This is a genomic window from Faecalibacterium butyricigenerans (assembly GCF_020687345.1).
Lineage (GTDB): Bacteria > Bacillota > Clostridia > Oscillospirales > Ruminococcaceae > Faecalibacterium > Faecalibacterium butyricigenerans.
The window spans coordinates 39003-60911 of record NZ_JAJEQL010000008.1 but is presented as its reverse complement, the minus strand read 5'-3'; the positions used below and the strand labels follow the sequence as shown (position 1 = coordinate 60911).

The 21909-nt window shown below is 56.5% G+C and carries 19 protein-coding genes; 12 read left to right on the top strand and 7 right to left on the bottom strand.

The features are described 5' to 3' along the window. Positions 1-11 precede the first annotated feature (11 nt). A complete protein-coding gene (locus LKD23_RS04945) occupies positions 12-1325 on the bottom strand; it encodes an SMP-30/gluconolactonase/LRE family protein (protein ID WP_227620688.1) in 1314 nt (437 codons plus the stop codon). A gap of 269 nt (positions 1326-1594) precedes the next feature. Between LKD23_RS04945 and LKD23_RS04940 the strand changes: the two genes are divergently transcribed. After that, positions 1595-2281: a response regulator transcription factor gene (locus LKD23_RS04940; RefSeq protein WP_227620687.1), complete on the top strand. Its 687-nt coding sequence runs from the start codon at positions 1595-1597 to the stop codon at positions 2279-2281. Between the two features lie 18 nt (positions 2282-2299). Then, positions 2300-3826, top strand: coding sequence for a sensor histidine kinase (locus LKD23_RS04935; RefSeq protein WP_227620686.1), 1527 nt, complete (start codon positions 2300-2302; stop codon positions 3824-3826). Positions 3827-3886: 60 nt separating this feature from the next. On the opposite strand, the gene LKD23_RS04930 is transcribed toward LKD23_RS04935, so the two are convergent. Then, complete coding sequence (locus LKD23_RS04930) at positions 3887-5455, bottom strand: lipase family protein (protein ID WP_227620685.1); 1569 nt, start codon at positions 5453-5455, stop codon at positions 3887-3889. Positions 5456-5605: 150 nt separating this feature from the next. Further along, positions 5606-6493: a LysR family transcriptional regulator gene (locus LKD23_RS04925; protein WP_227620684.1), complete on the bottom strand. Its 888-nt coding sequence runs from the start codon at positions 6491-6493 to the stop codon at positions 5606-5608. 366 nt (positions 6494-6859) lie between these two features. Between LKD23_RS04925 and LKD23_RS04920 the strand changes: the two genes are divergently transcribed. After that, entirely contained in the window at positions 6860-8068 is a 1209-nt protein-coding gene (locus tag LKD23_RS04920; RefSeq protein ID WP_227620683.1) for a DUF401 family protein, read from the top strand. Positions 8069-8173: 105 nt separating this feature from the next. On the opposite strand, the gene LKD23_RS04915 is transcribed toward LKD23_RS04920, so the two are convergent. Further along, positions 8174-9067 (bottom strand): LysR family transcriptional regulator, encoded by an 894-nt coding sequence (locus LKD23_RS04915; RefSeq protein ID WP_227620682.1) that lies wholly within the window; start codon positions 9065-9067, stop codon positions 8174-8176. 333 nt (positions 9068-9400) lie between these two features. Between LKD23_RS04915 and LKD23_RS04910 the strand changes: the two genes are divergently transcribed. From LKD23_RS04910 to LKD23_RS04875, 8 genes are all read left to right on the top strand, one after another. After that, positions 9401-10504: a TRAP transporter substrate-binding protein gene (locus LKD23_RS04910; protein WP_227620681.1), complete on the top strand. Its 1104-nt coding sequence runs from the start codon at positions 9401-9403 to the stop codon at positions 10502-10504. A 58-nt stretch (positions 10505-10562) separates the two neighbouring features. Then, positions 10563-11141 (top strand): TRAP transporter small permease, encoded by a 579-nt coding sequence (locus LKD23_RS04905; protein ID WP_227620680.1) that lies wholly within the window; start codon positions 10563-10565, stop codon positions 11139-11141. Between the two features lie 14 nt (positions 11142-11155). Then, the gene (locus tag LKD23_RS04900; RefSeq protein ID WP_227620679.1) at positions 11156-12430 is read left to right on the top strand and encodes a TRAP transporter large permease; all 1275 of its coding nucleotides are present in this window, start codon (positions 11156-11158) and stop codon (positions 12428-12430) included. A 27-nt stretch (positions 12431-12457) separates the two neighbouring features. Continuing rightward, on the top strand, positions 12458-13636 hold the full coding sequence (locus LKD23_RS04895) for a mandelate racemase/muconate lactonizing enzyme family protein (protein ID WP_227620678.1): 1179 nt from the start codon (positions 12458-12460) through the stop codon (positions 13634-13636). Positions 13637-13690: 54 nt separating this feature from the next. Continuing rightward, positions 13691-14893 carry a mandelate racemase/muconate lactonizing enzyme family protein gene (locus LKD23_RS04890; RefSeq protein ID WP_227620677.1) on the top strand — a complete coding sequence of 401 codons (1203 nt, stop codon included), beginning with the start codon at positions 13691-13693 and terminating at the stop codon, positions 14891-14893. A 136-nt stretch (positions 14894-15029) separates the two neighbouring features. Further along, complete coding sequence (gene larA, locus LKD23_RS04885; protein ID WP_227620676.1) at positions 15030-16304, top strand: nickel-dependent lactate racemase; 1275 nt, start codon at positions 15030-15032, stop codon at positions 16302-16304. A 15-nt stretch (positions 16305-16319) separates the two neighbouring features. Beyond that, the gene (locus LKD23_RS04880) at positions 16320-16649 is read left to right on the top strand and encodes a UxaA family hydrolase (protein ID WP_227620675.1); all 330 of its coding nucleotides are present in this window, start codon (positions 16320-16322) and stop codon (positions 16647-16649) included. Next, positions 16639-17808 (top strand): UxaA family hydrolase, encoded by a 1170-nt coding sequence (locus LKD23_RS04875; RefSeq protein WP_227620674.1) that lies wholly within the window; start codon positions 16639-16641, stop codon positions 17806-17808. Before LKD23_RS04880 ends, LKD23_RS04875 begins: the two co-directional genes overlap by 11 nt. 449 nt (positions 17809-18257) lie before the next feature. On the opposite strand, the gene LKD23_RS04870 is transcribed toward LKD23_RS04875, so the two are convergent. The 3 genes from LKD23_RS04870 to LKD23_RS04860 form a co-directional block, all read right to left on the bottom strand. Next, a complete protein-coding gene (locus tag LKD23_RS04870; protein WP_227620673.1) occupies positions 18258-18491 on the bottom strand; it encodes a hypothetical protein in 234 nt (77 codons plus the stop codon). 242 nt (positions 18492-18733) lie between these two features. After that, positions 18734-20152, bottom strand: a complete 1419-nt coding sequence (locus tag LKD23_RS04865; RefSeq protein WP_227620672.1) for an ATP-binding protein — start codon at positions 20150-20152, stop codon at positions 18734-18736. A gap of 150 nt (positions 20153-20302) precedes the next feature. Then, a complete protein-coding gene (locus LKD23_RS04860; RefSeq protein WP_227620671.1) occupies positions 20303-20638 on the bottom strand; it encodes a hypothetical protein in 336 nt (111 codons plus the stop codon). A 156-nt stretch (positions 20639-20794) separates the two neighbouring features. On the opposite strand from LKD23_RS04860, the gene LKD23_RS04855 reads away from it, so the two are divergent. Then, a complete protein-coding gene (locus LKD23_RS04855) occupies positions 20795-21592 on the top strand; it encodes a hypothetical protein (protein WP_227620670.1) in 798 nt (265 codons plus the stop codon). Positions 21593-21909 lie beyond the last annotated feature (317 nt).

The window sequence follows — 21909 nt, the reverse complement described above, 5'->3', positions numbered from 1 at the left end:
AAACACCTCGTTTACACTCTTGCCGACAGCAGGCTGGCAGAGCCTGCCGCACCGAAATATACTTTGCTGCCCGCCGGGCAGACTGCGGTGCAGCCGTCCATCTCCCGGCCCGTGAAGGTCCGCTCCCAGCTGCCGTCCGCCGTATCCACCGCCTCGGCGCAGGGCGCGTCCGCCGACAGGCCGAACAGCTTCTGCTGCATATTTTCACCGGCCCGCAGGGCGATGCTCCGCAGCAGGGTGCGGTCCGCGTTCTTTTCCAGCCAGTTGCTGCGCGCCCAGCGGTAGCTGACGTAGAGGATGCCGTCCTCGTCCAGCGCCAGTGCGCCGGGGTAGCCCGGCAGGCCGGAAAGGAAGCTTTTGCAGTTCTTCCCCCCGGCGGTCAGCTCCCGGGCGTCGGCGTCCACGGCCCAGACGCAGCGGCTGCCGAGGTCGGAGACATAGAGCGTCCTGCCGTCCTCCGAGAGGGCCAGCCCCGACGCGCCCGCGATGCCCCCCAGCACCCGCTGCACCGAACGGTCGGCCGGGTCGTAGACGTAGACCCAGCCCGTACCGGTGTGGGCCAGAAGCTCGGTGCGCAGCGCACCTTCCAGCCCGTTTTTCACGCTGGTCTCCGCCGCGGCGGCAAAATAGACTTTTCCGTCCGGGCCGGCCTCCACCGCCGACAGCGCACCCAGCGGTGCGCCGTCCAGCTGGGTGACCACCGGCTCCACCGAGGTGCCCCAGCTGTCATGCCGGGCACGGCAGAGGGTCCCGCCGGTGGGCGTCACGACCGTCAGCCACAGATCCCCGTTTCCGTCAAAGGCAAAACCTGTCAGCTCCCCCTCCACGGACAGGATGGCCGCATCGTGCCCGCCGTCGGTGCGGACCAGATCGCTTTTCCGCTTTTTCATTGATGCACCGTCGTAGGCCGCAGCGTAGACAAGGCCGTCCTGTGTGCGGACGCAGTCCACGCCCAGATAGTCCCCCAGCTTCCAGCCGTCTTTGCTGTCGGCGGACAGCTCCGTCCGGGCCGCGCCGGTGTCCTGCCGGACATCCGGGACGGTGTAGGCTTTCGGCGGCGTCTCGATGGGCCGCAGCAGCAGGCCATAGGCCAGCGCCGCCAGCAGCAGCAGGGCAAAGACATTGCTGGCCACCCGGAAACGGGTCAGCAGAGCCTCCCGCTCGATGGCGGCCTGTGCTTCCAGCTGGGCCTTCCGGCGGGCCGCTGCCGCCGAGGTGCGCTGGGCGCGGCGGAGCCACCGGTCTACGAAAAGGGCCACGTTCGGCCCCACCGTGAGGGATGCGATGAAGAGGAGCAGTACCAGCTCTACGAATCCAATGCGCATGAACAGTTTTCCTTTGCTGTGTCAGATTTTGAGTGTTGCTTTTATCATTGTAGTATAGCACACTTCGTTTTTTTTTCCAAGACGGTGCTGGACTTGACACGCCCCTTATGCCCGGGCTGGGATGTTTTCCCAAAAAATCTACCCAAAATTCACAGAAATTCCTAATTGATAGGGTATGATAGAATCAGACTTCGTATCCAGCTCCGCCGGGCTGCATCTGAGCCGTCCCGGCGCTTTGAGAGATATAAGCTTATGAGGAGGAATGCCTTATGGCAAAAATTCTGATCGTTGACGATGAGCCGCGCATCCGGGAGCTGATCCGGGAGAATCTGCAATATTCGGGCTACACCTGCGAGGAGGCCGGCGACGGCTCTGCCGCCCTGTCCCTGCTGTCCGGCGGCGGTTATGATCTGGTCATCCTCGATCTGATGATGCCCTTCATGGATGGCATGACCTGCCTGCGAGAGATGCGCACCCGCCGCATCAACACCCCCGTCATCATCCTGACCGCCCGCGGCGAGGAGTACGACAAGCTGGCGGGCCTCGAGGGCGGTGCCGACGACTATGTGGTCAAGCCCTTCTCCCCCCGGGAGCTGGTGGCCCGCGTCCGGGCAGTGCTCAACCGCACCATGCCCCGCACCGAAGCCTCCGACAGCACCATGACCTTTGGCGAGCTGTCCATCGACACGGCCAGCCACACCGTCAAGGTCTCCGGCGAGGAAGTGAGCCTGACCCCCAAGGAGTTCGACCTGCTGGTCTTCCTCGCCTCCAACAAGGGCATCGCCCTGAGCCGGGAGAAGATCCTGCAAAAGGTGTGGAACTACGACTACTTCGGCGAGGACCGCACCGTGGACACCCACGTCAAGATGCTGCGGGGCCATCTGGGCAAGTGCCGCAGCTACATCGCCACGGTCTGGGGCATCGGCTATAAGTTCGACCCCGACGCGGCGCGTTAAGCGGAGGTTCTGCTCTTCATGCGGCAAACGAGCAAGACACGGCGCACCATCGGCATCCGGGGCCAGCTCATGGGCTTTCTCTGCTTCATCTGCTTTTTGCTGGTGGGGCTGTTCTGGTTCCTGAGCACCCAGCTGCTGGAGCCTCTCTACACCACCCATATCCAGAAGCAGCTCGCCGAGCAGGCCGAGGCCATCGTCGCCCGGATGGATGAGGCTATCGAGCGGGGCGAGACGCTGTCCTACTGGGCCTTCGGCAGCCAGCTCTACGTCAACAACACCTTTTTCAACTCGCTGCGGGATGACATCTTCGAGACGGGCGGGATGAGCAGCTTCTGCATCGACATCTCCGACACCACCCTGCGGCAGATCTTCAAGGTGGACAACCTCTCCTACTGCAACCTCCACCGCACCCGCCCCACCGACTCCTCCGACGAGAAGGCGGCCTACACCACGGCCCGCGCCATGCGCCAGCTCTGCCGGGAGAGCGGCGGCGCGGTGGTGCGGAAGATCAATCCCCCTTCGCCCTCCGGCTCGGTGCAGCTGATGGTGGGGCGGATGACCGCCGACGGAAATTACACCGTGCTGGTCACCACCAGCCTCATGCACGTCGCTGAGGCCGGCAAGGTGCTGAGCACCGTCCTGCCGCTGGCTGCGGCCCTCATCTTCGCCTTTTCCATGTCGGCGGCGTGGCTCTTCAGCGAATGGTTCACAAAGCCCCTGCGCGCCCTCTCCGGGGCCGCACGGCAGGTGGCACAGGGCAACTACGCCGTCCATGTGGACTCAGTGCGGAACGACGAGCTGGGCGATCTTGCACAGGAGTTCAACCACATGGCGAAGGAGGTCCAGCACGCCTCCCAGATGCAGCGCGACCTGCTGGCCAACGTCTCGCACGACCTGCGCACCCCGCTGACTCTCATCAAGGGCTACGCCGAGACAGTGCGCGACCTGACCGGCGACAACAAGAAGCACCGCGACGAGCAGATGAACATCATCGTGGACGAGACCGACCGCCTGACAGCCCTTGTGTCCAGCGTCATGGAGCTGAGCAAGGTGACCAGCGGCGCGCTCAAGTGTGAGAAGGTCCACTTCGACATGGGCCAGCTCTGCGACGAGGTCAGCGAGCGGTACGACGCCGTCTGTGCCCAGAACGGCTGGCAGCTCAAGCTGGAGCTGCCCGACGAGGAGCTGCCCGTCTGCGCCGACCCCGACATGATGCAGCGGGCGCTGCACAACCTGCTGGGCAACGCCATGCACCACATCGGCGAGGACGGCATCTTCGTGCTGCGGGCGCTGCGCTGCCCCGAGGGGGTGCGCGTCGAGGTAGAGGACCACGGCCCCGGCATCTCGGCGGAAGACCTGCCCTATATCTTTGACCGGTATTACCGCTCCCGCTCCGACGCGGGCAAACAGGGCACCGGCCTCGGCCTCTCCATCACGAAAGCCATCTTCCAGCAGCACGGCTTCCGCTTCGGCGTCCACTCTACGGTGGGCAGAGGCACCGTGTTCTGGTTCATCATGACCGACGCCGAAGAAGCTTCGGCATAACAAAAACGGACAGCGACCCAAAGTCGTTGTCCGTTTTTCTGTTTTGCTCTCGTCCGGGCCTCAGGTGCGGGTCGTTGCTTCCATGCAGTGCTCCGAGGGGGCGTAATACTCCATCAGGGCGGTGTAGTTCTCGAAGTGGTGGCAGAACGCCGCGCGGATCGCATTGTCGGGGGCGCTCCGCATAGACACGAACATCAGGATGTACTTTGCAATGAGGCTCACCGCCTCGCTCTCAAGGCCGTAGCAGAGGCCCACGGCCAGCACCGGCACCACGATCTGCTGGGCACGGATGGGGATGCTGCCCGTGTCGACCCGCTTGAGGACGGCACGACTCATGGTGGACGCCGCCCAGACGGCGTGGGAGATCTTCCAGTAGTCCATGTTCTTCAGGTGGGTGAGGGTGCGCAGACGCTGGATGACCTCGCCATCGTCGAGGATCTTGTTCTCCGTCACCTCTTCCTCCGAACGGATGAAGGTGCACTGGATCATGTCCATCAGGGCCGCCTCGTAGTTCTCGTGGTAGTTCTCCCGGGAGATGAAATATTCCTCCATCTTGAGCATAAGCTCGTGGGTCTCTTCGTTGGTGGCAAGCCAGCTGAAATCCAGCGGCACGGGGCCGAAATCGTTCCTGCCCATCTCGTTGAGGTCGTTCAGTTCTTCTTTGTTCCGGGTGGAGGGAAGGAAGCGGTCGTTGCCGTTCCGGTGGTAGCCCCATTCCTCGGGCATCAGGCAGGGCACGATGTCGCCGCTGGAGACGATGTTGAAGATATTGCTCTCGCCCCAGCTCTCCTTCAGGGTGCCGTCGGCGTTGTGGTTGTTGTCGTAGTCCTGCTGCAGGTTGGGGTAGTCCTGCGGGCCGAGGGCCACCGGCGTGGCAAAGGTGTAGACGAAGACGTCCTCCCGCGCCAATCCGGGCAGCTCTTTGTCGAGGCGGGCGGCGAGAAGGTTCGCCACCGCAGCGCCCCGGCTGTAGCCGCCCATCCAGAGCTTGACAAGGCCCAGTTCACCCGCCTTCTGGGCTGCGGCCAGATAATTTTTCAAATCGGTGAACACCTCGTTCACCGGGATGATGAAGCCGCTGTGGGCATGGCCTGCGCCGGTGTGCAGGTTGCTCACCCACTCGCCGCCATAGCCGCCGCCCCGCAGGATGAGCGCCACGATGGTGGTTCGCCTGCCATTCAGGGTGATGGTCTTGCGGGCGGTGGACCAGCCCACAAAGTCGCCAGCCTTGCCCACGTCAATGTCGTAGTAACGATACTTCGCATCGCCGTAGCCCAGCTTCGTATAGGCCGCGTCGAGGCTGTTCTCGCGGCCCACATCCCCGTTGGCCCAGTATTTCGCCTCGCTGGCCCATGTATTGAATGCCGCGCCCACCATGCCCAGCGTGGCCAGCGCCAGCTGGTGGTCATACTGGAGGGACGAGTGCGCAAAAAAGCTGTCGCTGTAGTAATATTCGTGCTCAATGTCCATCTGGCTCAGCTCGCTGCGGAACGACAGGCTGTATTTTCCCGACGGCACCGCGCGGCCCACCGTCTGGTTCTTCGCGGCGGCCTCGGCCCGGGGCAGAGTCAGCCCGGGCGCAAGAGCGGCACTGCAAGCCAGCGCTTTGCAGAAATCACGTCGTTTCATGTTCTTTGCCCCCCTGCTGTTATGATAAACTCCATTTTATTTGAGGTTTGCTATAGTATACCGTATTTTGCCTCCGGATACAATCGTCAATTCTACAGTTCTGCATGAAAAAAACGGACCGCAGTGCTGCGGCCCGTTCTCTCACGATTCTTAAAGAGGCTGTGCGTCCATCTGGTGGCAGAAGTCCACGATGTGATGGAACATCTGTTCGACCGCCGGGGCCATCGCCGTGGGGCGCTGGACCGCCAGACCCACCACGCGGTCTTCCTCCGGCTCGATGGGGTAAATCTTGACGGCCGCGGTGCAGCTGCGCAGCAGCATCCGGGGCATGATGGAGATGCCAAGGCCCGCTTCCACCATCGCAATGTTGGACTGGTCATCGATGACATGGCAGCGGCGCTCTGTAGAGATGGAATATTTCTTGAGGAACTGGCGCATCTCGGCGTCGGTGGCGTCGCACTGGACGACGAAGCTCTGGCCGTTCATCAGCTCGGGGGTCATGATGCCGTTTGGCGGCTCGGGCCAGTCCTGCGGCACGATGCAGAGCAGCGGCTCCCGGAACAGCTCCGTCAGGTTGAACTCCTCCCGGCAGGTGGCGGACAGGAAAGCCAGATCCACCTGACCGGTGCGCAGCCACTCCTTCACATCATCGTAGGTGCCCTGATAGACCTCCACCTCGATCTGAGGGAAGCTGGCCATAAAACTCTTGAGGATCTGGGGCAGCAGACCGGCGCAGACCGAGTTGAACGCACCCAGCTTCACCTTGCCCTTTTCCAGACCGTTGAGGCGGGCGATGCTCTGCTGCAGGGCTTCGTCGCTGTTGAGCACCGCCCGGATGGACGGGTAGAGCGAGGCGCCGTAGCTGGTCATGGTCACGCCGTTTTTGCCGCGGTTAAATAAGGTAAAGCCCAGTTCTGCCTCCATCACCGCGATGGCGTGGCTGATGGCAGAGGGGGTCAGGTGCAGCTGCTGGGCCGCCTTGTTAAAGCTGCCCTGCCGCGCAACTGCATCGAAAATCTCGTAGGAAAACAGCGTCATGCCCCAAGCCTCCTTCCGTTTTTCAGTTCGGAGACGCCCGTTCTTCTGTGAATCTTTTTCACTTTGTAGATGCTATGCATCAATTTTCTTTTTGAGTGTACTATCCTATCTCCGCTTTGTCAAGCGTCCGGACCCCAATTTTGGACGTTGGACTAAATTTCTGCTCTTAAAACGCCATTTATCGGGTATATTTGCGCCCTTTCGGGGCGGTTCTCGGTCATTTTCCACAAATTTTCCGGGCGGAAACTTCTCGGCTTCCGAAATTTCATCGTTCTCTTCTGGAAAGAGATTAGACATCCCCTGCCCAAGATGTTATCTTAGTGGTGCAAAGAAACTTCACAGCAGACTTCGGGAGGAGGAAAAACAGTGGAAGTTGCGAAGCTTGGTCTGATTTTCTGCATCATTGTGGTGATCATCTGGTTGAAGTATCCGCTCTACCTTGCCATGACGGCGGGCATCCTCAGCGCCATCCTTCTGTTCCAGATCCCGGTCGCAGAGGCTTTGCTGCTCTTGGGCCGGCAGACCATCGCATGGGAGACCATCGACCTTCTGCTGAGCTTTTACGTCATCATCTTCCTGCAGCTGATGATGGAGAAAAAGGGCCGTTTGAAAAACGCCCGGGACTCCTTCGACCACCTCCTGCGCAACCGGCGGCTGAACACCATCATCTCTCCTGCCATCATGGGCCTCCTGCCCTCTGCGGCGGTCATGACCATCTGCGCCGACATGGTGGATAAGACCTGTGAGGACTATCTGGATGCAAAGTCGAAGACCTTCGTTTCCTGCTTCTACCGGCACATCCCGGAGATGTTCCTGCCGACCTTCCCGGTCATCCTGCTGGCCATGTCGCTGAGCGGCCAGAACGTCGGCCTTTTCATCCTGTCCATGATCCCGCTGGTAGTTCTGGCCTGTCTGGTGGTCTATTTCACCTATCTGCGAAAGATCCCCCGCGAGATGCCCCCGGTGGAAGGAAAGGTGGACACCGGCAGGGAGCTTATGGCGCTGGTACGCAACCTCTGGACTCTGATTCTGGTCCTTGCCATCATCATCGTCGGCAACATCTCGGCGACCTTTGCGGGCGCTTTCGTCATCCTGCTGAACTATTTTGTCGATCACTTCAGGAAGAGCGACCTGAAAGACCTCATCGTCCGCTCCGCAGAGCCGGTGCTTCTGGGCAATATGTATCTCGTGATGCTGTTCAAGGGTGTGCTGGCTTACACGGGCGTGCTGGGTGCGCTGCCGGACTTCTTCCGTCAGTTCCCCATCTCCCTGCCGCTCTCCTTCTTCCTGCTGTTCTTCTTCGGCACCATCATCGGCGGCTCGCAGGCCGTGGTCGCCCTATGTATGCCCATCGCCATGACGGCCATCCCGGACGAGGGCCTGCCCTTCCTCGCCATGCTGATGGGTGCAGTGTGGGCGGCCATGGAGCTTTCGCCCACCCACGTCTGTGCTTTTGTGGCGGCAGACTACTACCACACGACCTTCGCCGACCTTGTGGCAAAGGCCCTGCCCTCGGTGATCCTCTTCTCGGCCCTGTGTTACGGCTATGGCCGCCTGCTGATGTTCCTTTTCTGAGCCAAGACATCCGAAACCTCTTTTTTCATACCCAGACAGAACTGCCCCGCGTCACCGGATCTTTTCCGGCAGACGCGGGGCAGTTCTGTTTTTTCATAAAACACATTATTGTGCGGTCGAAATGAGCATATCCCGGAATGCGGCGGCAGCGGGCGGAAGCTTCTCGTTTTTGCGCCAGATCAGTGTAAGGTCGCGCATGAGCGGCTCTTTGAGGTCCAGCGGGATGCGGACCACATCGGGTCGTTCCAGAAATCGGGTGGTGGGGATGATTGCAATGCCGTCGCCGGAGGCCACCGAGTTCAGGACGCCGTAGTCGTTGTATGCCTCCATTGCGATGTTCGGCTCAAAGCCATAGGGCGAGCACAGGTCATACAGCATCTGGTTCGTTCCGCGGAAGCTGCGGATGTAGACGATAAAGCGCTCGTCGCGCAGGTCTTCGACGGAAACAGAGCTTCGGTGCGCAAAGGGGTGATTTTTGCCAACGATAAGTCCGACCGGCTCTTTATGGATGACACGCCAATCCAGAGAGCAGAGTGCCGGGTCATCCGGACTCAGGTTGCTGCACAGGCCCAGCTCACTGTTCCCCTGCAGGACATCGTTCACGATGATAGAGGTATATTTGTACTCGATGCGGAAGCGGTAGGTGGGGTTCATCTTGCGGAACTGTGCGATCTTCTCCGGCAGGAACTCGGTATAGTTGGAAAAAAGCGCCGAGACAAAGATGATATTCCGCTCCACATCGGCACGATGCTGCACAGCTTTCATGCCATTGTTGATCTCATCCACCGCACGCTTGACGTACTCGTAAAAGACCGCGCCGCTGGGCGTCAGCGTGACATTTCTGCCCTCCTTCTGGAACAGCGTCACGCCCAGCTCGACCTCCAGGTTGTGGATCGCCTTGGACAGAGCCGGCTGGGTAATGAAAAGGGTGCTGGCGGCCTTTGTATAGTGTTGCAGCTCTGCAACGGTCTTGAAATAGACCAAGGATTGAAAATTCATCGAATATCCTCCCATCGTTCTTTCTGTTTTCGCTTGGCGCGCATTTGAGCATCTTCCACAAAATTTTTAACACTTTATGAAAATTACTACCGAAAGTTATGAATCGGGACGAAACAGATGTTGGACGAAACCGGAAAACCTCTCTATAATAAGAACAGAAACACAAACAAGTTCGGCTCTGTACACCGGCCCCTTCCCTGCACGAAGATCGTCGATTATGACTAGTATAGCAGTTGTACCAAAACAAAGCAAGTGGCCCGCACCGAGCGATCACGAAGAAATGCTTGTTTGCAAAAAAACGGATCTACGCACAGAAAAGAAAGGAGACTCATTATGAAAAAAATCTCTCGTCGTGAATTCCTGACCGTCGTAGCAGCAGCGAGTGCAGCAGGTCTTCTGTCGGCCTGCGGCGGCAGCAGCGGCGGCACCACCTCCACCTCCGCAGCTGGCGGCGGCGCAGCTTCCGGCCAGTCCATCAACCTCCGCATCGCCTCCTCTTCTCCCACGGTCGAGTTTGAAGGCGACGGCACCACGGCTCTGGGCATCTCGGCGCTCTATTTCGTCAACCAAATCTCTGCCCGCACCGATGGCCGTATCACCGCACAGATATTCCCCGACGGTCAGATCGCTTCCTCCACCCAGGAGTACATCGGCGGCCTGCAGAACGGCGCATTCGACATCGGCATCCTGAACTGCGGTTCTTGGGGCGACTACACCTCCGCATTCGCCGGCCTGAATATGCCCTACCTCTACCTGAACTACGACGAGGCGTATGCTGTTCTGGACTCCGAGGTCGGCCAGAGCTGGCTGCAGAAGGCGCAGGAGGACACCACCACCATTCCTCTGGCCTTCTTCGACATCGGTTTCCGGGAACTGACCTGCAACAACGAGGTCCACACGCCCGACGACCTGAAGGGCGTTAAGATCCGCGTCATGCCCGACCCCATCCAGACTGCCACTTGGGAAGCTCTGGGCTGCGCCGTGACCCCCGTTGCATACTCCGAGCTGTACACCGCTCTGCAGCAGGGCATGGTGGATGCACAGGAGAACCCCCCGTCCAACATCGTCTCCTCCAAGGTCTACGAGCTGCAGAACTACATGGTCATGACCAACCACAACTTCACCGCCACCATCCCGGCCATCAGCCCCGTCATCTGGAACCAGCTTTCCGCAGACGACCAGCAGCTCATCCGCGACGTCATGGTCGAGGCCCAGAACGAAGGCCGCAAGCACACCGCAGAGCTGGCCGACGGCTTTATCCAGACGGTCGAGGACGACGCCGGTACGAAGGTCATCTACCTGACCGACGATGAGCTGAAGGCGTTCCAGGACAAGGTCAAGGAACCCATCTGGCCCATGGTCGAGAAGCAGATGGGCACCGACGCCTACAATGCCCTGATCTCCTTCGTGGAGGACTACGAGGCAGGCAAGAAATAAGCCGCCCCGGAAAACGAATGTTCCACTGCAATGCTAAGGTTCGTAAGGAGATACATACATGAAAAACGGAAAGTTTGATTTAAAAACATTCCTGAATAACATCGAGCTGTATCTGGCGACGCTTTGCTTCATCGTACTGACAGTAATGCTCACGCTTCAGGTGTTCAGTCGGTTTATTCTGCATCATTCTTGGACATGGATGGAGGAGTTTGCCACCATCATGTTCGTCTGGATGATCTATCTGGCGATCTCTGCGGCTGTTACCTACCGCAAGCACCTGCGCATCGATTTCCTTCTGGACATGATGCCCTTCAAGGTGAAGAAGGTCATGCTCATCATCTCCAACGTGATCTTCGCCCTCTTCAACGTGTATATCAGCGTCATCATGTTCAACGTCATCAAGCTTCTGGGCGCCAGCAAGACCACGATGCTGAAGATCCCCCAGCAGCTGGTGTACATCGTCATTCCCATCAGCCTGCTGCTCACAGTGATCCGCCTGATCCAGGACACCATCAAGCTGGCCAAGGAGAGCGAGGAGAACCTCGGCGCCTCCAAGCCCTCCATGGATCTGGACGCCTGCGAGCGCGAGTGGAACGCAAAGAAAGCAGCGATGAATGAGAAGGGAGGCACCAAATAATAGCAACTGGCATTATGTTCCTTGTGATGTTTGGTCTGATGTTTCTGGGTGTTCCCATTGCCGTCTCCATCTACATCGCAATGCTCGTTCTGATCGGCATGAACCCGGTCACTACCACCAACTTCATCGCCCAGACCCTGTACGGCGGTGTTGCAAGCTTTACCAATCTGGCACTTCCCTTCTTTATGATCTGCGGCACCATCATGGAGACCGGCGGTCTGTCGAAGCGTCTGGTGCGCTTTGCAAACTCTCTGGTCGGCGGCATCACCGGCTCTCTGGGCATGGTCACTGTCATCGCCTGTATGTTCTTCGGTGCAGTTTCCGGCTCTGCCCCCGCAACGGTCGCCGCCATCGGCTCCATCATGATCCCCATGATGGTCTCCAACGGCTATAACAAATACTACGCCACCGGCCTCACCTGCTGTGCAGGCGGTCTGGGCGTCATCGTTCCTCCCAGCTACCCGATGGTCCTGTACGGCGTCACCTGCAACGTGTCGGTCGGCAAGCTGTTCATAGCCGGCCTTGGCCCCGCTTTTGTCGTCGGCGGCTTGCTCATGCTCATCAACTACGTCATGTGCAAGCGCTGGGGCATCAAGGGTGACACCAAGCTGGAGCTGAAGAACATTGCTTCCAGCTTCTGGGACGCCAAGTGGGCGCTCATCATGCCCGTCATCATTCTGGGCGGCATCTACTCCGGCATCTTCACCGCTACCGAAGCTGCCGTCGTGGCGTCTGTCTACGGCATCGTCATCGGCCTGTTCGTTCACAGAGAGCTGAAGCTGGAGAAGCTGTGGGCCATCTTCCGCGACAACGCTGCCTTTATCGCCGGCACCATGTTCGTCATGGCCCCCTCCAAGGCCACCGGTCAGGTCTTCGCCTACCTGAACATCACCAAGATCATTGCCAACTTCATGTTCAGCATCTCCACCAACCCCTACATCGTCCTGTGCATGATCTTCGTCATCATGTTCATCGTCGGTATGTTCGTCCAGACCACCCCCGCCATCGTCATTCTGGCCCCCACCCTGCTGGCTGTCGTCTCTCAGGTCGGCATCGACCCCATCCACTTCGGCATCATCATGACGCTGGCTCTGGCCATCGCATTCGTCACCCCGCCTGTCGCACTGAACCTGTTCGTCGGTTCCTCCATGACAGGACTCAGCATCGACAAGATCGTCAGGGCGTTTATGCCGTTCCTCATCGGCCTCATCGTAGCGTTCTTCATCGTGTCCTTTGTCCCAGCCATCTCTCTCGGTGTTCTGGGTGATTGGTCCCTCACATTCGGTTGATCCGGTCTATGAAAGGAGCTTCGCTCTATGAAAATCACAAAGGTTGACGTCCTGCATCTGAAAACCAATCTGAAAAACGGCCACTGGCGCCCCATCGTCTGCCGCATCTACACCGACGAAGGCATCTACGGCGACGGTGAAGCCGCTCTGGCCTACGGCGAGTCCCAGATCGCAGCGTTCGGCATCGTACAGAACTTTGCCAAGCTCATCATCGGCATGGACCCGCTGCAGCATGAGGTCATCTGGGACAAGCTGTACCGCACCACCTTCTGGGGCCAGAATGGCGGCCCTGTGATCTTCGCCGGAATCTCGGCCATCGACATTGCGCTCTGGGACATCAAGGGCAAGTACTACAACGCCCCCATCTACGAGCTGCTGGGCGGTAAGCGCCGCGAAAAGCTGCGCACCTACGCCAGCCAGCTGCAGTTCAGCTGGGGCCCCGACATCATCCCCCAGCGCACCCCGGACGACTACGCCCGCGAGGCCAAGAAGGCCGTGGCCGAGGGCTACGATGCCATCAAGATCGACTTCTTTACCTTCAAGCCGGACGAGGGCAACTTCAACGACAACGACCGCCTCGGCCTGCTCAGCCCGGAATATCTGCAGATGTACGAGGCCCGCGTAAAGGCGGTCCGCGAGGCCATCGGCCCCAATGTGGATCTCATCATCGAGAACCATTCCTTTACGGATTCCCAGTCCGCCGCCCAGCTGGGCAATCTGGTCAAGAAGTACAACATCTTCTACTTCGAAGAACCTTCCACCCCCACTCCCCAGCTGTCCAAGTTCGTCCACGACGAAACGGGCCTGCCTATCGCAAACGGTGAGCGCATCTATACCCGCTGGCAGTACATCGAGTACTTCAAACAGAACGCCATTCAGGTCATCCAGCCGGACGTCGGCACCTGCGGCGGCATCACCGAGATCAAGAAGATCTGCGATATGGCCCATGTCTTCGATGTCGGCGTTCAGGTCCATGCCTGCGGCAGCCCCCTGTCCACGGCGGCAGCCCTGCATCTGGAATGCGCCATCCCGAACTTCGTCATCCACGAGCATCACACCTACGCCCTCAGCCCGTACAACAAGGAGCTGTGCATCCACGATTACCAGCCGGTGAACGGCAAGTTCTCCGTCCCCGATCTGCCGGGTCTGGGCAACGAGCTGAGCGAGGTGGCCTTCAGGAACTGCGACCGCGTCACGATCCAGTGAGCGGAACAAGCTGCTGCACGCAGCAGCAGAGATCATAAAAAGGAGTAATGCACCATGAAGATTACGAAAGTAGACGTCTGGGTTCTGGATGCCGGCGAACAGCGCGGCGCCCGTTATCCTATTTGCTGCCGTGTCTATACCGATGAAGGTATCTACGGCGACGGCGAAGCGGGTGTCGCTTACGGCACCGGTTATACCGCAGCCTATGGCATGATCATCGACATGGCCCACCATATCATTGGCATGGACCCCATGAACACCGAGCTGATCTGGGAGACCATCCTGAAGGGCACCTTCTGGGGTCAGGGCGGCGGCGTGGTCGTCTTCTCCGGTATGTCCGCTCTGGACATCGCTCTGTGGGACATCAAGGGCAAGGCTCTGGGCGTGCCCATCTACCAGCTGCTGGGCGGCAAGTGCCGTGACGAGCTGCGCTGCTACGCAAGTCAGCTGCAGTTCGGCTGGACCACCAAGATCGGCCCCTGGGGCTCCGACAAGGAGTATGTGGACATCGTCCGCCACGCCGTCAGCGAGGGCTACGACGCGGTGAAGATTGACTTCACCACCTACGATGAGAACGCCAAGAAGATTCCTCACCTGTCCAAGGAAGGCTTCCCCGACCGTTCGCTCTACAAGCGGATCGAGAGCCGCATGGCTGCCATCCGCGAGGAGTTCCCCGATATTGACATCATCGTCGAGAACCACTGCCAGACCGACCTGACCTCTGCCATCCGCATCGGCGAGCTGTGCGACAAGTACGATATGATGGCTTACGAGGAACCTGTCACTATGCTGAACCCCGACATGATGAAGGAGCTGCGCCAGCGCATCCGCACGCCTCTGGCCGCCGGTGAGCGCATCTACTCCCGCTGGGGCTACTACAACTTCCTCAAAAACAACTCCATCCAGCTCATCCAGCCCGACGCCTGCAACTGCGGCGGCATCACCGAGCTGAAGAAGATCGCCGACATGGCACACGTCTTTGACGCCCGCGTGCAGGTCCATGTGGCCGGTGCGGTCATCACCAACGCAGCTTCCATCCAGCTGGAGGCCGCCATCCCCAACTTCGGCATCCACGAGCACCACTTCCGCACCACGCAGGAGTGCATCAACAAGCTGGGCAAGTACGATATGCAGCCCGTCAACGGCAAGTACATCATCCCGGACCGCCCGGGTCTGGGTCAGGAGCTGTCTGACTTTGCCATCGAGACTGCCCTGATGCACACCGAAATCACCGATTTCATCCCCGCTCTCCAATAAATACCTCCCCTACCTCCCCGTTTTTCCATCGTCTTGTGTTTCTCCTTGGGCAACTCATCTGGCAGAAGACCGGCCGTGAAAACGGTCGGTCTTCTGCCTGTCCGGGGAAACTCCGTCAAAGAGAGGAGAGAATATCTTGAGAGAAATCCATATCCCCTATTGCCGCGAGACACTCCCTTTGCATGTGGAAGAGAAGAATCTGTCCGCCGTCCTGACGGCCCGGATGCATGAGTATGACCCCGGCCAGCCGGAAGCCGCCATCGTGCAGGAGGCACTGGAGCATCCCATCGGGACGCCCCGCCTGCGCGAGCTGGCAAAAGGCAAAAAGAAGGTCGTTCTGGTCACATCGGATCACACCCGCGCCGTTCCCAGCAGGCTCACCCTGCCGCTGCTGCTGGCCGAGATACGGGCCGGACAGCCGGACGCCGACATTACCATTCTGATCGCCACCGGCCTGCACCGCCCGACGACCGAAGAGGAGCAGCGCCGGATGTTCGGCGACCAGATCGTCGATCAGGAGCACATCGCGGTGAACAATGCGTTCTGCGAAGCAGATTTTGTCGATCTGGGCACCCTGCCCTCGGGTGCCGGCTTCTATGTGAACCGTCTCGCTGCCGAGTGCGACCTGCTGGTGACGGAGGGCTTCATCGAGCCGCATTTCTTTGCGGGCTTTTCGGGTGGACGCAAGAGCATCCTGCCGGGCATCTGCGCGGAAAAGACGGTCAACGAGAACCACTCTTTTAAAGCCATCTCCAGCCCATGGGCCAAGACAGGCGTCCTCGAGCACAACCCCATCCACGAGGACATGATCGCCGCTGCCCGCCGGGTCAATGTGCAGTTCATCCTGAATGTGGCCTTGGGCGAAAAAAAGAATGTCGTAGCTGCCTTTGCCGGTGACTTGGAGGAGGCTCATGCTGCGGGCGTCGCCTTTATCCGTGAGCAGTCTCAGTGCCCCGTCGTAAAAGGCGACATCGTCGTCACCTCCAACGGCGGCTACCCGCTGGACCAGAACCTCTATCAGTCTCCCAAGGCCGTCGCCACAGCCGAAGCCTGCTGTGCGGAGAGCGGCGTCATCATCATGTGCTGCTCCTGCATCGACGGCATGGGCGGCACCAATTTCGAAAAGCTCATCACCTTGGGCACCCCGGAGGAGATCGAGGCTTATCTCTCGCAGATCCCCCCAGACAAGACCATCCCGGAACAGTGGTGTCCCCAGATCTATGCCCGCATCCTGAAAAAGCACAAGGTAATTTTAGTCACGACCTATCTGGACCACGAGCTGGTCCGCAAAGCCAATATGATACCCGCCTCGACCCCCGATGAAGCGCTGGCCATCGCCTACGAGATGAAGGGGCCGGATGCAAAGGTCGTCGTCATCCCGGACGGCGTCGCCGTGCTGGCGGTATCCTGAAAGGAGCAGATGACAATGGATGGACCCCGAATTGCTCTGAAAGTAAACGACAGAGACAACGTCGCAACGATCTTTGCCAACGGCATCCACAATGGGAGCGAGGTGGAGCTGCGTGATAAGAAAGGCTTTGTCGAGACGCTCACGGTCCACGGCGAGATCCCCTATGGGCACAAGATCGCCGTCCGCGACATCAAGCTGGGCGAGCTGATCTTCAAATACGGCGAAGAGATCGGCATCGCCACCCAGAACATCAGAAAAGGCGATCATGTCCATATCCAGAACCTCGACAGCCTGCGCGGCCGGGGCGACCTGCCAAAACGGGAGGGAAATTATCATGGCGTATGAATTTATGGGATATGTCCGCCCGGATGGACAGGTCGGATGTCGGAACCATGTGGCCGTCATGCCCAGCGTGACCTGTGCCGGAGACGTGGCCTCTGCCATCGTGCGGCAGGTAGCCGGGACAGTGGGCTATTTCCACCACCAAGGCTGCTGCCAGCTTCCGCCTGACCTCGACCGTGTCACCGAAACGCTCATCTCGCTGGGCAAAAGCCCCAATGTGGCAGCGGTCTTGGTGGTGAGCCTCGGCTGCGAGGGCACCGACCACGAGCGGCTGACCGCTGAGATCCGCAAGACGGGGAAACCCGTCCGCATCATCCGCATTCAGGAACTGGGCGGTGTCAGCGCCGCCATCAAGGCCGGTATCGATGCCGCGCAGGAGCTGGTAATGCTCGTCAGCGGCATCCAGCGCCAGCCTGTCAGCATCGACCGCATCACCATGGCCATCAAATGCGGCGCTTCGGACACCACCTCCGGCATGGCCTCCAACTGCGTCGTGGGCTATGTGGCCGACAAGCTGGTGGACCTCGGTGCGACGGTCGTTTTCGGCGAGACAACGGAGTTTCTGGGCGGCGAGCATCTGCTGGCCCGCCGTGCGGTCAATCCGGAAGTAAGCGACAAAATTTATGAGATCGTAAACCGGATGGAAGCGCGTGCCCGAAGTCTCGGCTGCGATATGCGCAAGGGCCAGCCCACCCCGGGCAACATCGAGGGTGGTCTGTCTTCCATCGAGGAAAAGAGCCTTGGTGCCATCGTAAAAAGCGGCACCCGTCCCATTCAGGGCGTCATGGAGTACCCCGAGACCATCGGCCAGCGCAAGGGACTCTGGATCAAGGACACACCGGGCCGCGAGCCAGAGATCTTGACCGGCATGGCCGCCACCGGTGCACAGTTTATGATGTTCTCCACCGGCCGCGGCGCACCGCAGGGCTTTCCTACCATGCCCGTCCTGAAGGTGTGCGGCAACCCCAACACCTACGAGCGGATGTCGCACGATATGGACATCAACGCCGGCCGTATCATCACCGGCGAAAAGAGCATCGAGGAGGTAGGCGAGGAGGCCTTTTCCGCCATTCTCGACCTGCTCTCCGGCAAGCAGACCAAAAATGAGACCCTCGGCTATCACAGTTCCATCGATATTTACACTCTTGGCCCGGTCATCTGATCCACAACCGCCCAAGAGATCTCCTCCTATTTCTCCTGTTCGGGCATAACACCCGAAAGCAGCGGGGCCGCTGCAAAATGATAAATACCCCCAATACTGGGTGTCCAGTATTGGGGGTATTTACTACAGAAATTTTCAGATTTGTCACATTTTCCAGCCCATTTTCAGCATATAAAAATAGAAAAGCCTACGATTTTCGCCGCATTTTCAACGGCTAATCGTAGGTTTTTCTTTGGTGCGCTCGAGGGAACTCGAATCCCTGGCCCTCTGATTAAAAGAACCCACCGGGCAGAACACTCTGATTTTAGAAGTTTCGAGTTTACGTCGTTTTTGCGCAAAGCATCGTGATTTTCCGCCCAGCAATTTCTGCACCCTTTGTCGTATTTTGCAAGTCAGAGTACCCATTGCATCCCTTGAAACCGTGCAAAAACAGTGCAGAAACCGTGCACTTACTCTGGGACAAATAAAAAATGATGATTTTTGATCCATGACTTGGTGGCGATTTGAGTGACCACAAAGGTATATTTGATATATAGGAAGAAGAATGCCCACTCGTCTGAGAAGTTCTCAGGGGAGTGGGCAGTTCTGTATAATGGCATTTTGTATATGTCACTTGCCACTTTTAGCATGGAGGTTGCCAGTTTTTGAGATGAAGTTGACTCTTTTAGCATAAAGGTTGCCATTTGGGGAAAGAAGTTTCTGCTTTTTTATATGGCAAGTTTCCGCACTTTCCGCATTACTTTCCACACTTTCCGTACCCCATGAGATATGAACACCTGCTAAACTTTTTCAGAGATTGCTATTTTTTAAGGCATAGTTGCTAAATCTTGCCCAAAGGATGCTACATCTTAGTCCAAGGTCGCTAAACATAGCGCACAGAAAATCCCGCAATAATATAATTAAACTTATGATAATTCGGATTATATTATTTCTTGTAAACTGCATCTTCCTGAATCAGAATCAGGTCGGAATTCTCCGCTGCCATTTCCACCAGTCGATCTGTAAAGCCGCTCTTGGAGAACAGCCCGTACACAATTTCGTAGCCCTTAAAGGCCACTGTAAGTTCTTTGGACTGCCCCTTTTCCTGCAAGGCAGCGTAGACCGCCACATCCACAGGTTTCGCATGGTACTTGCACTCACCGAGGAACAGCCGCTTATGCTGATGGTCCACCGCTGCAACATCGATCTCTGTGTCTCCCTCGTTGTCGTTGCGCCAGTAAGAACCAATGCGTGAGGGTGCAAAGCCGATCTGCCCCTTTCGGCACAGCTCCGCAAAGATGTTCCGGCAGATGCTCTCATAAGCGAAAGCCACAAATTTTTGCTTAAAGTCTTTGCCCATCTCGTCCAGCACGATCTGTTGGTTGTCTAGTTCCAACTCCCCCTTGAACGGGTACACATAGCGGAACCAGAAGCGGATGAAGTTGTCCGAAACATAGTACAGGCTCTTCCGGGAACGCTCTGGATTCTTTTCGGTGATGGGAATGTTCTTGATAACAAAACCAAGGTCGATCAGTGTTTTCAGGTACGGCGTAATAGCTGACGTGTCCTGCTCCATCGTCATACCGATCTTGCTCAGCTTGTGGTTGCCGTCCGAAATCGCTTTTAGCACGGAGAAATAGTTGATTGGCGTCTGCACTTCCTCGTTGAGCAAGAAATCCGGTTCTTCATACAAAAAGCCATTTTTCGACAGTACCACACGCCGAATCTGCTCCACCAGCGGCTCGTCTGTCTGGAAAAACTCCATATATTTCGGTACACCGCCTGTAATGGCATACTGCTCCACAGCTTGCTCAAACGACAGGTTCTGTGCCGCATACACATCCGTGAATTGCAAAGGCATCAGCCGAATCTGCGCCGTTCTGCGGCCATAGAGCGGACTGTCGTAGGCAAGTGCGTGTTTTTTCATCATGCTGATGAGGGAACCGCAGAGAATCAGCATCACGTTATGGTCTTTCAGCACTTCATCCCATGCGTTTTGCAAGATGGACGGGAAATCCGGGTTCGTCTTGACCAGATACGGAAATTCATCAATGACAAGCACCTTTTTCTCATCCGGGTGGTCGTCTGCTACCACTTGGAATAAATCCAGCCAGTCGGTGAATGTGACTTTGCTGAGCATGGGATTCTTCGTGGTACGGGAAAGCACCCCGGCAAACCGCTTCATGCTCTGGGCTTCGCTTTCTGTTGTTGCCAGAAAATAAAAGGCTCGTTTATCCTTGATAAACTCTTTAATCAACGTCGTTTTTCCAACGCGCCGTCTGCCATAAATTACCACAAAACCGCTGCCACGCTCTAATTCTGCATTCAGCGTCGCCAGTTCGGATGTTCTGCCGATGAAGTCCATACCGTTCACCTCTTGCTTAATATAATTTGAATTATGATAATATCGATTATATTATAGCTGCTCTGCACAAAACCGTCAATAGGACGAAACATCGAATTTTCAACATCAAATTCATACAATGTAGAAAACTCCGGGCTTTTTCAGTTCAACTTATGCGGCTGAGAGAAGTCTGTGGACGTTTTTGATTGCAATAGGGCTACCAGTTGCTATTCCAACTACACTAAAAGATACTACGGCAAAATAGAGTACGTTTTGCCAACGCTCCTGATTTCTGCGGTCGTAACTTCTGTCCATAGCATCCAGCTGTTCTTGGGTGTTCATGTCATCGGCCGACACAATTAATTTTTGTTTTGTTATATATTTCTCTTCTGATGTGGCTTCGGCATCGATTACTGCATCAGAAATTTTTTGACAGACTTCATCGATGACTATGTTCTGGAGAGATTTCGTTTCGCCGAGTGGCTGCATAGTATTTTGTTTGTTCATAGATAACCTCCTAAATATATGTTTGTCTGGGATTGACAGTTCCTTGGTGTAGCTATATCATACTACTAGATGACGGATGAATCAATCTTTAAAATCGTCTGTTTCAATCGTTTGTAAACATAAAAAAGATAAATATGTCTTTAATGAGGTGATATAATGGCATTCAAATCTATAAAACATGATGATGAAAAGATTTTCTATAACAGACTGTGGAAATTGATGGAGGAGCGAAACCTTTCAACGGCAAGAGAATTAGCGCAGGCTTTATATGCCGAGGAGATAGTCCCTGTAGACAGTGCATCTGAAGACGAGATATCTATAATAGGAAGTATGACGCGCAGAATACAGGAACACTTAAATTTAGAAGGTACAGATAAATTGCAGGGTAGATATGTCAAAGCGTATTGTGATTTTTTTGGATGTTCAGCAGATTACCTGTTTGGCTTATCTTCAATTAAAAGTGAAAATCCAGATGTTATTAGATTCTGTGAAGCAACAGGGTTATCTGAAAAATCGGTCAGAAGGCTAATAGAAGATTTACCGGAAGATATAAAAAGAGATTTAGTTGGGTTTTGGTCTAATGTTTTAGAAAGCAATTTGTTTTATGAAGTACCTTTAGAATTCCATCAAATGTGCTATGAATTGGGACAGTACAGAATTGCACAGGACCAAATAAAGGCAATCAATATGGCGGCTAAAAAAATGGACAATTCAGATACATTTGTCGATACTTGGAGAGCGATGATGGAGAGTAATTATCTAAAGGAAGCTCAGCCGCATGAAGGGTCCTACCATATGCATCTGAATGAGCTTTTAGTGAATGTGACAGCGTGTTTGGAAAATTGGGTGGATGAATATGTTCCTACCCATAAAAAAGAGATTCAACAATATTTCTATGGCGACTTAAATAAGAGACTTCAGGAGAGTTATGATGAATTTTTGAAAACAACATAATCCGAATAATATCACAGAAAAACCGCCTCACTACCGGAGTAAATCCGATGGTGGGGCGGTTCTTTTATACCTTGATTTCTTGACCGTTCTTGAAGGTGAAGCGGATATCGTCAGTGCTGTAAGCAGGTCAACGCCAACGCAATCACAACGTAATAGAATATTTTTTGAGACGGTAAAGGGGATTTTATCTGCTTTGCCATTTTTTCACATCTGGACTCCAACATGCCTTTGTGCTATTCAGCGATTCCATCGCGCAGCCTGCGCCGGGACGGTGCAGATTTGAAAGGGTTTGGGATTTCCCAACAAGTATTTTGCAA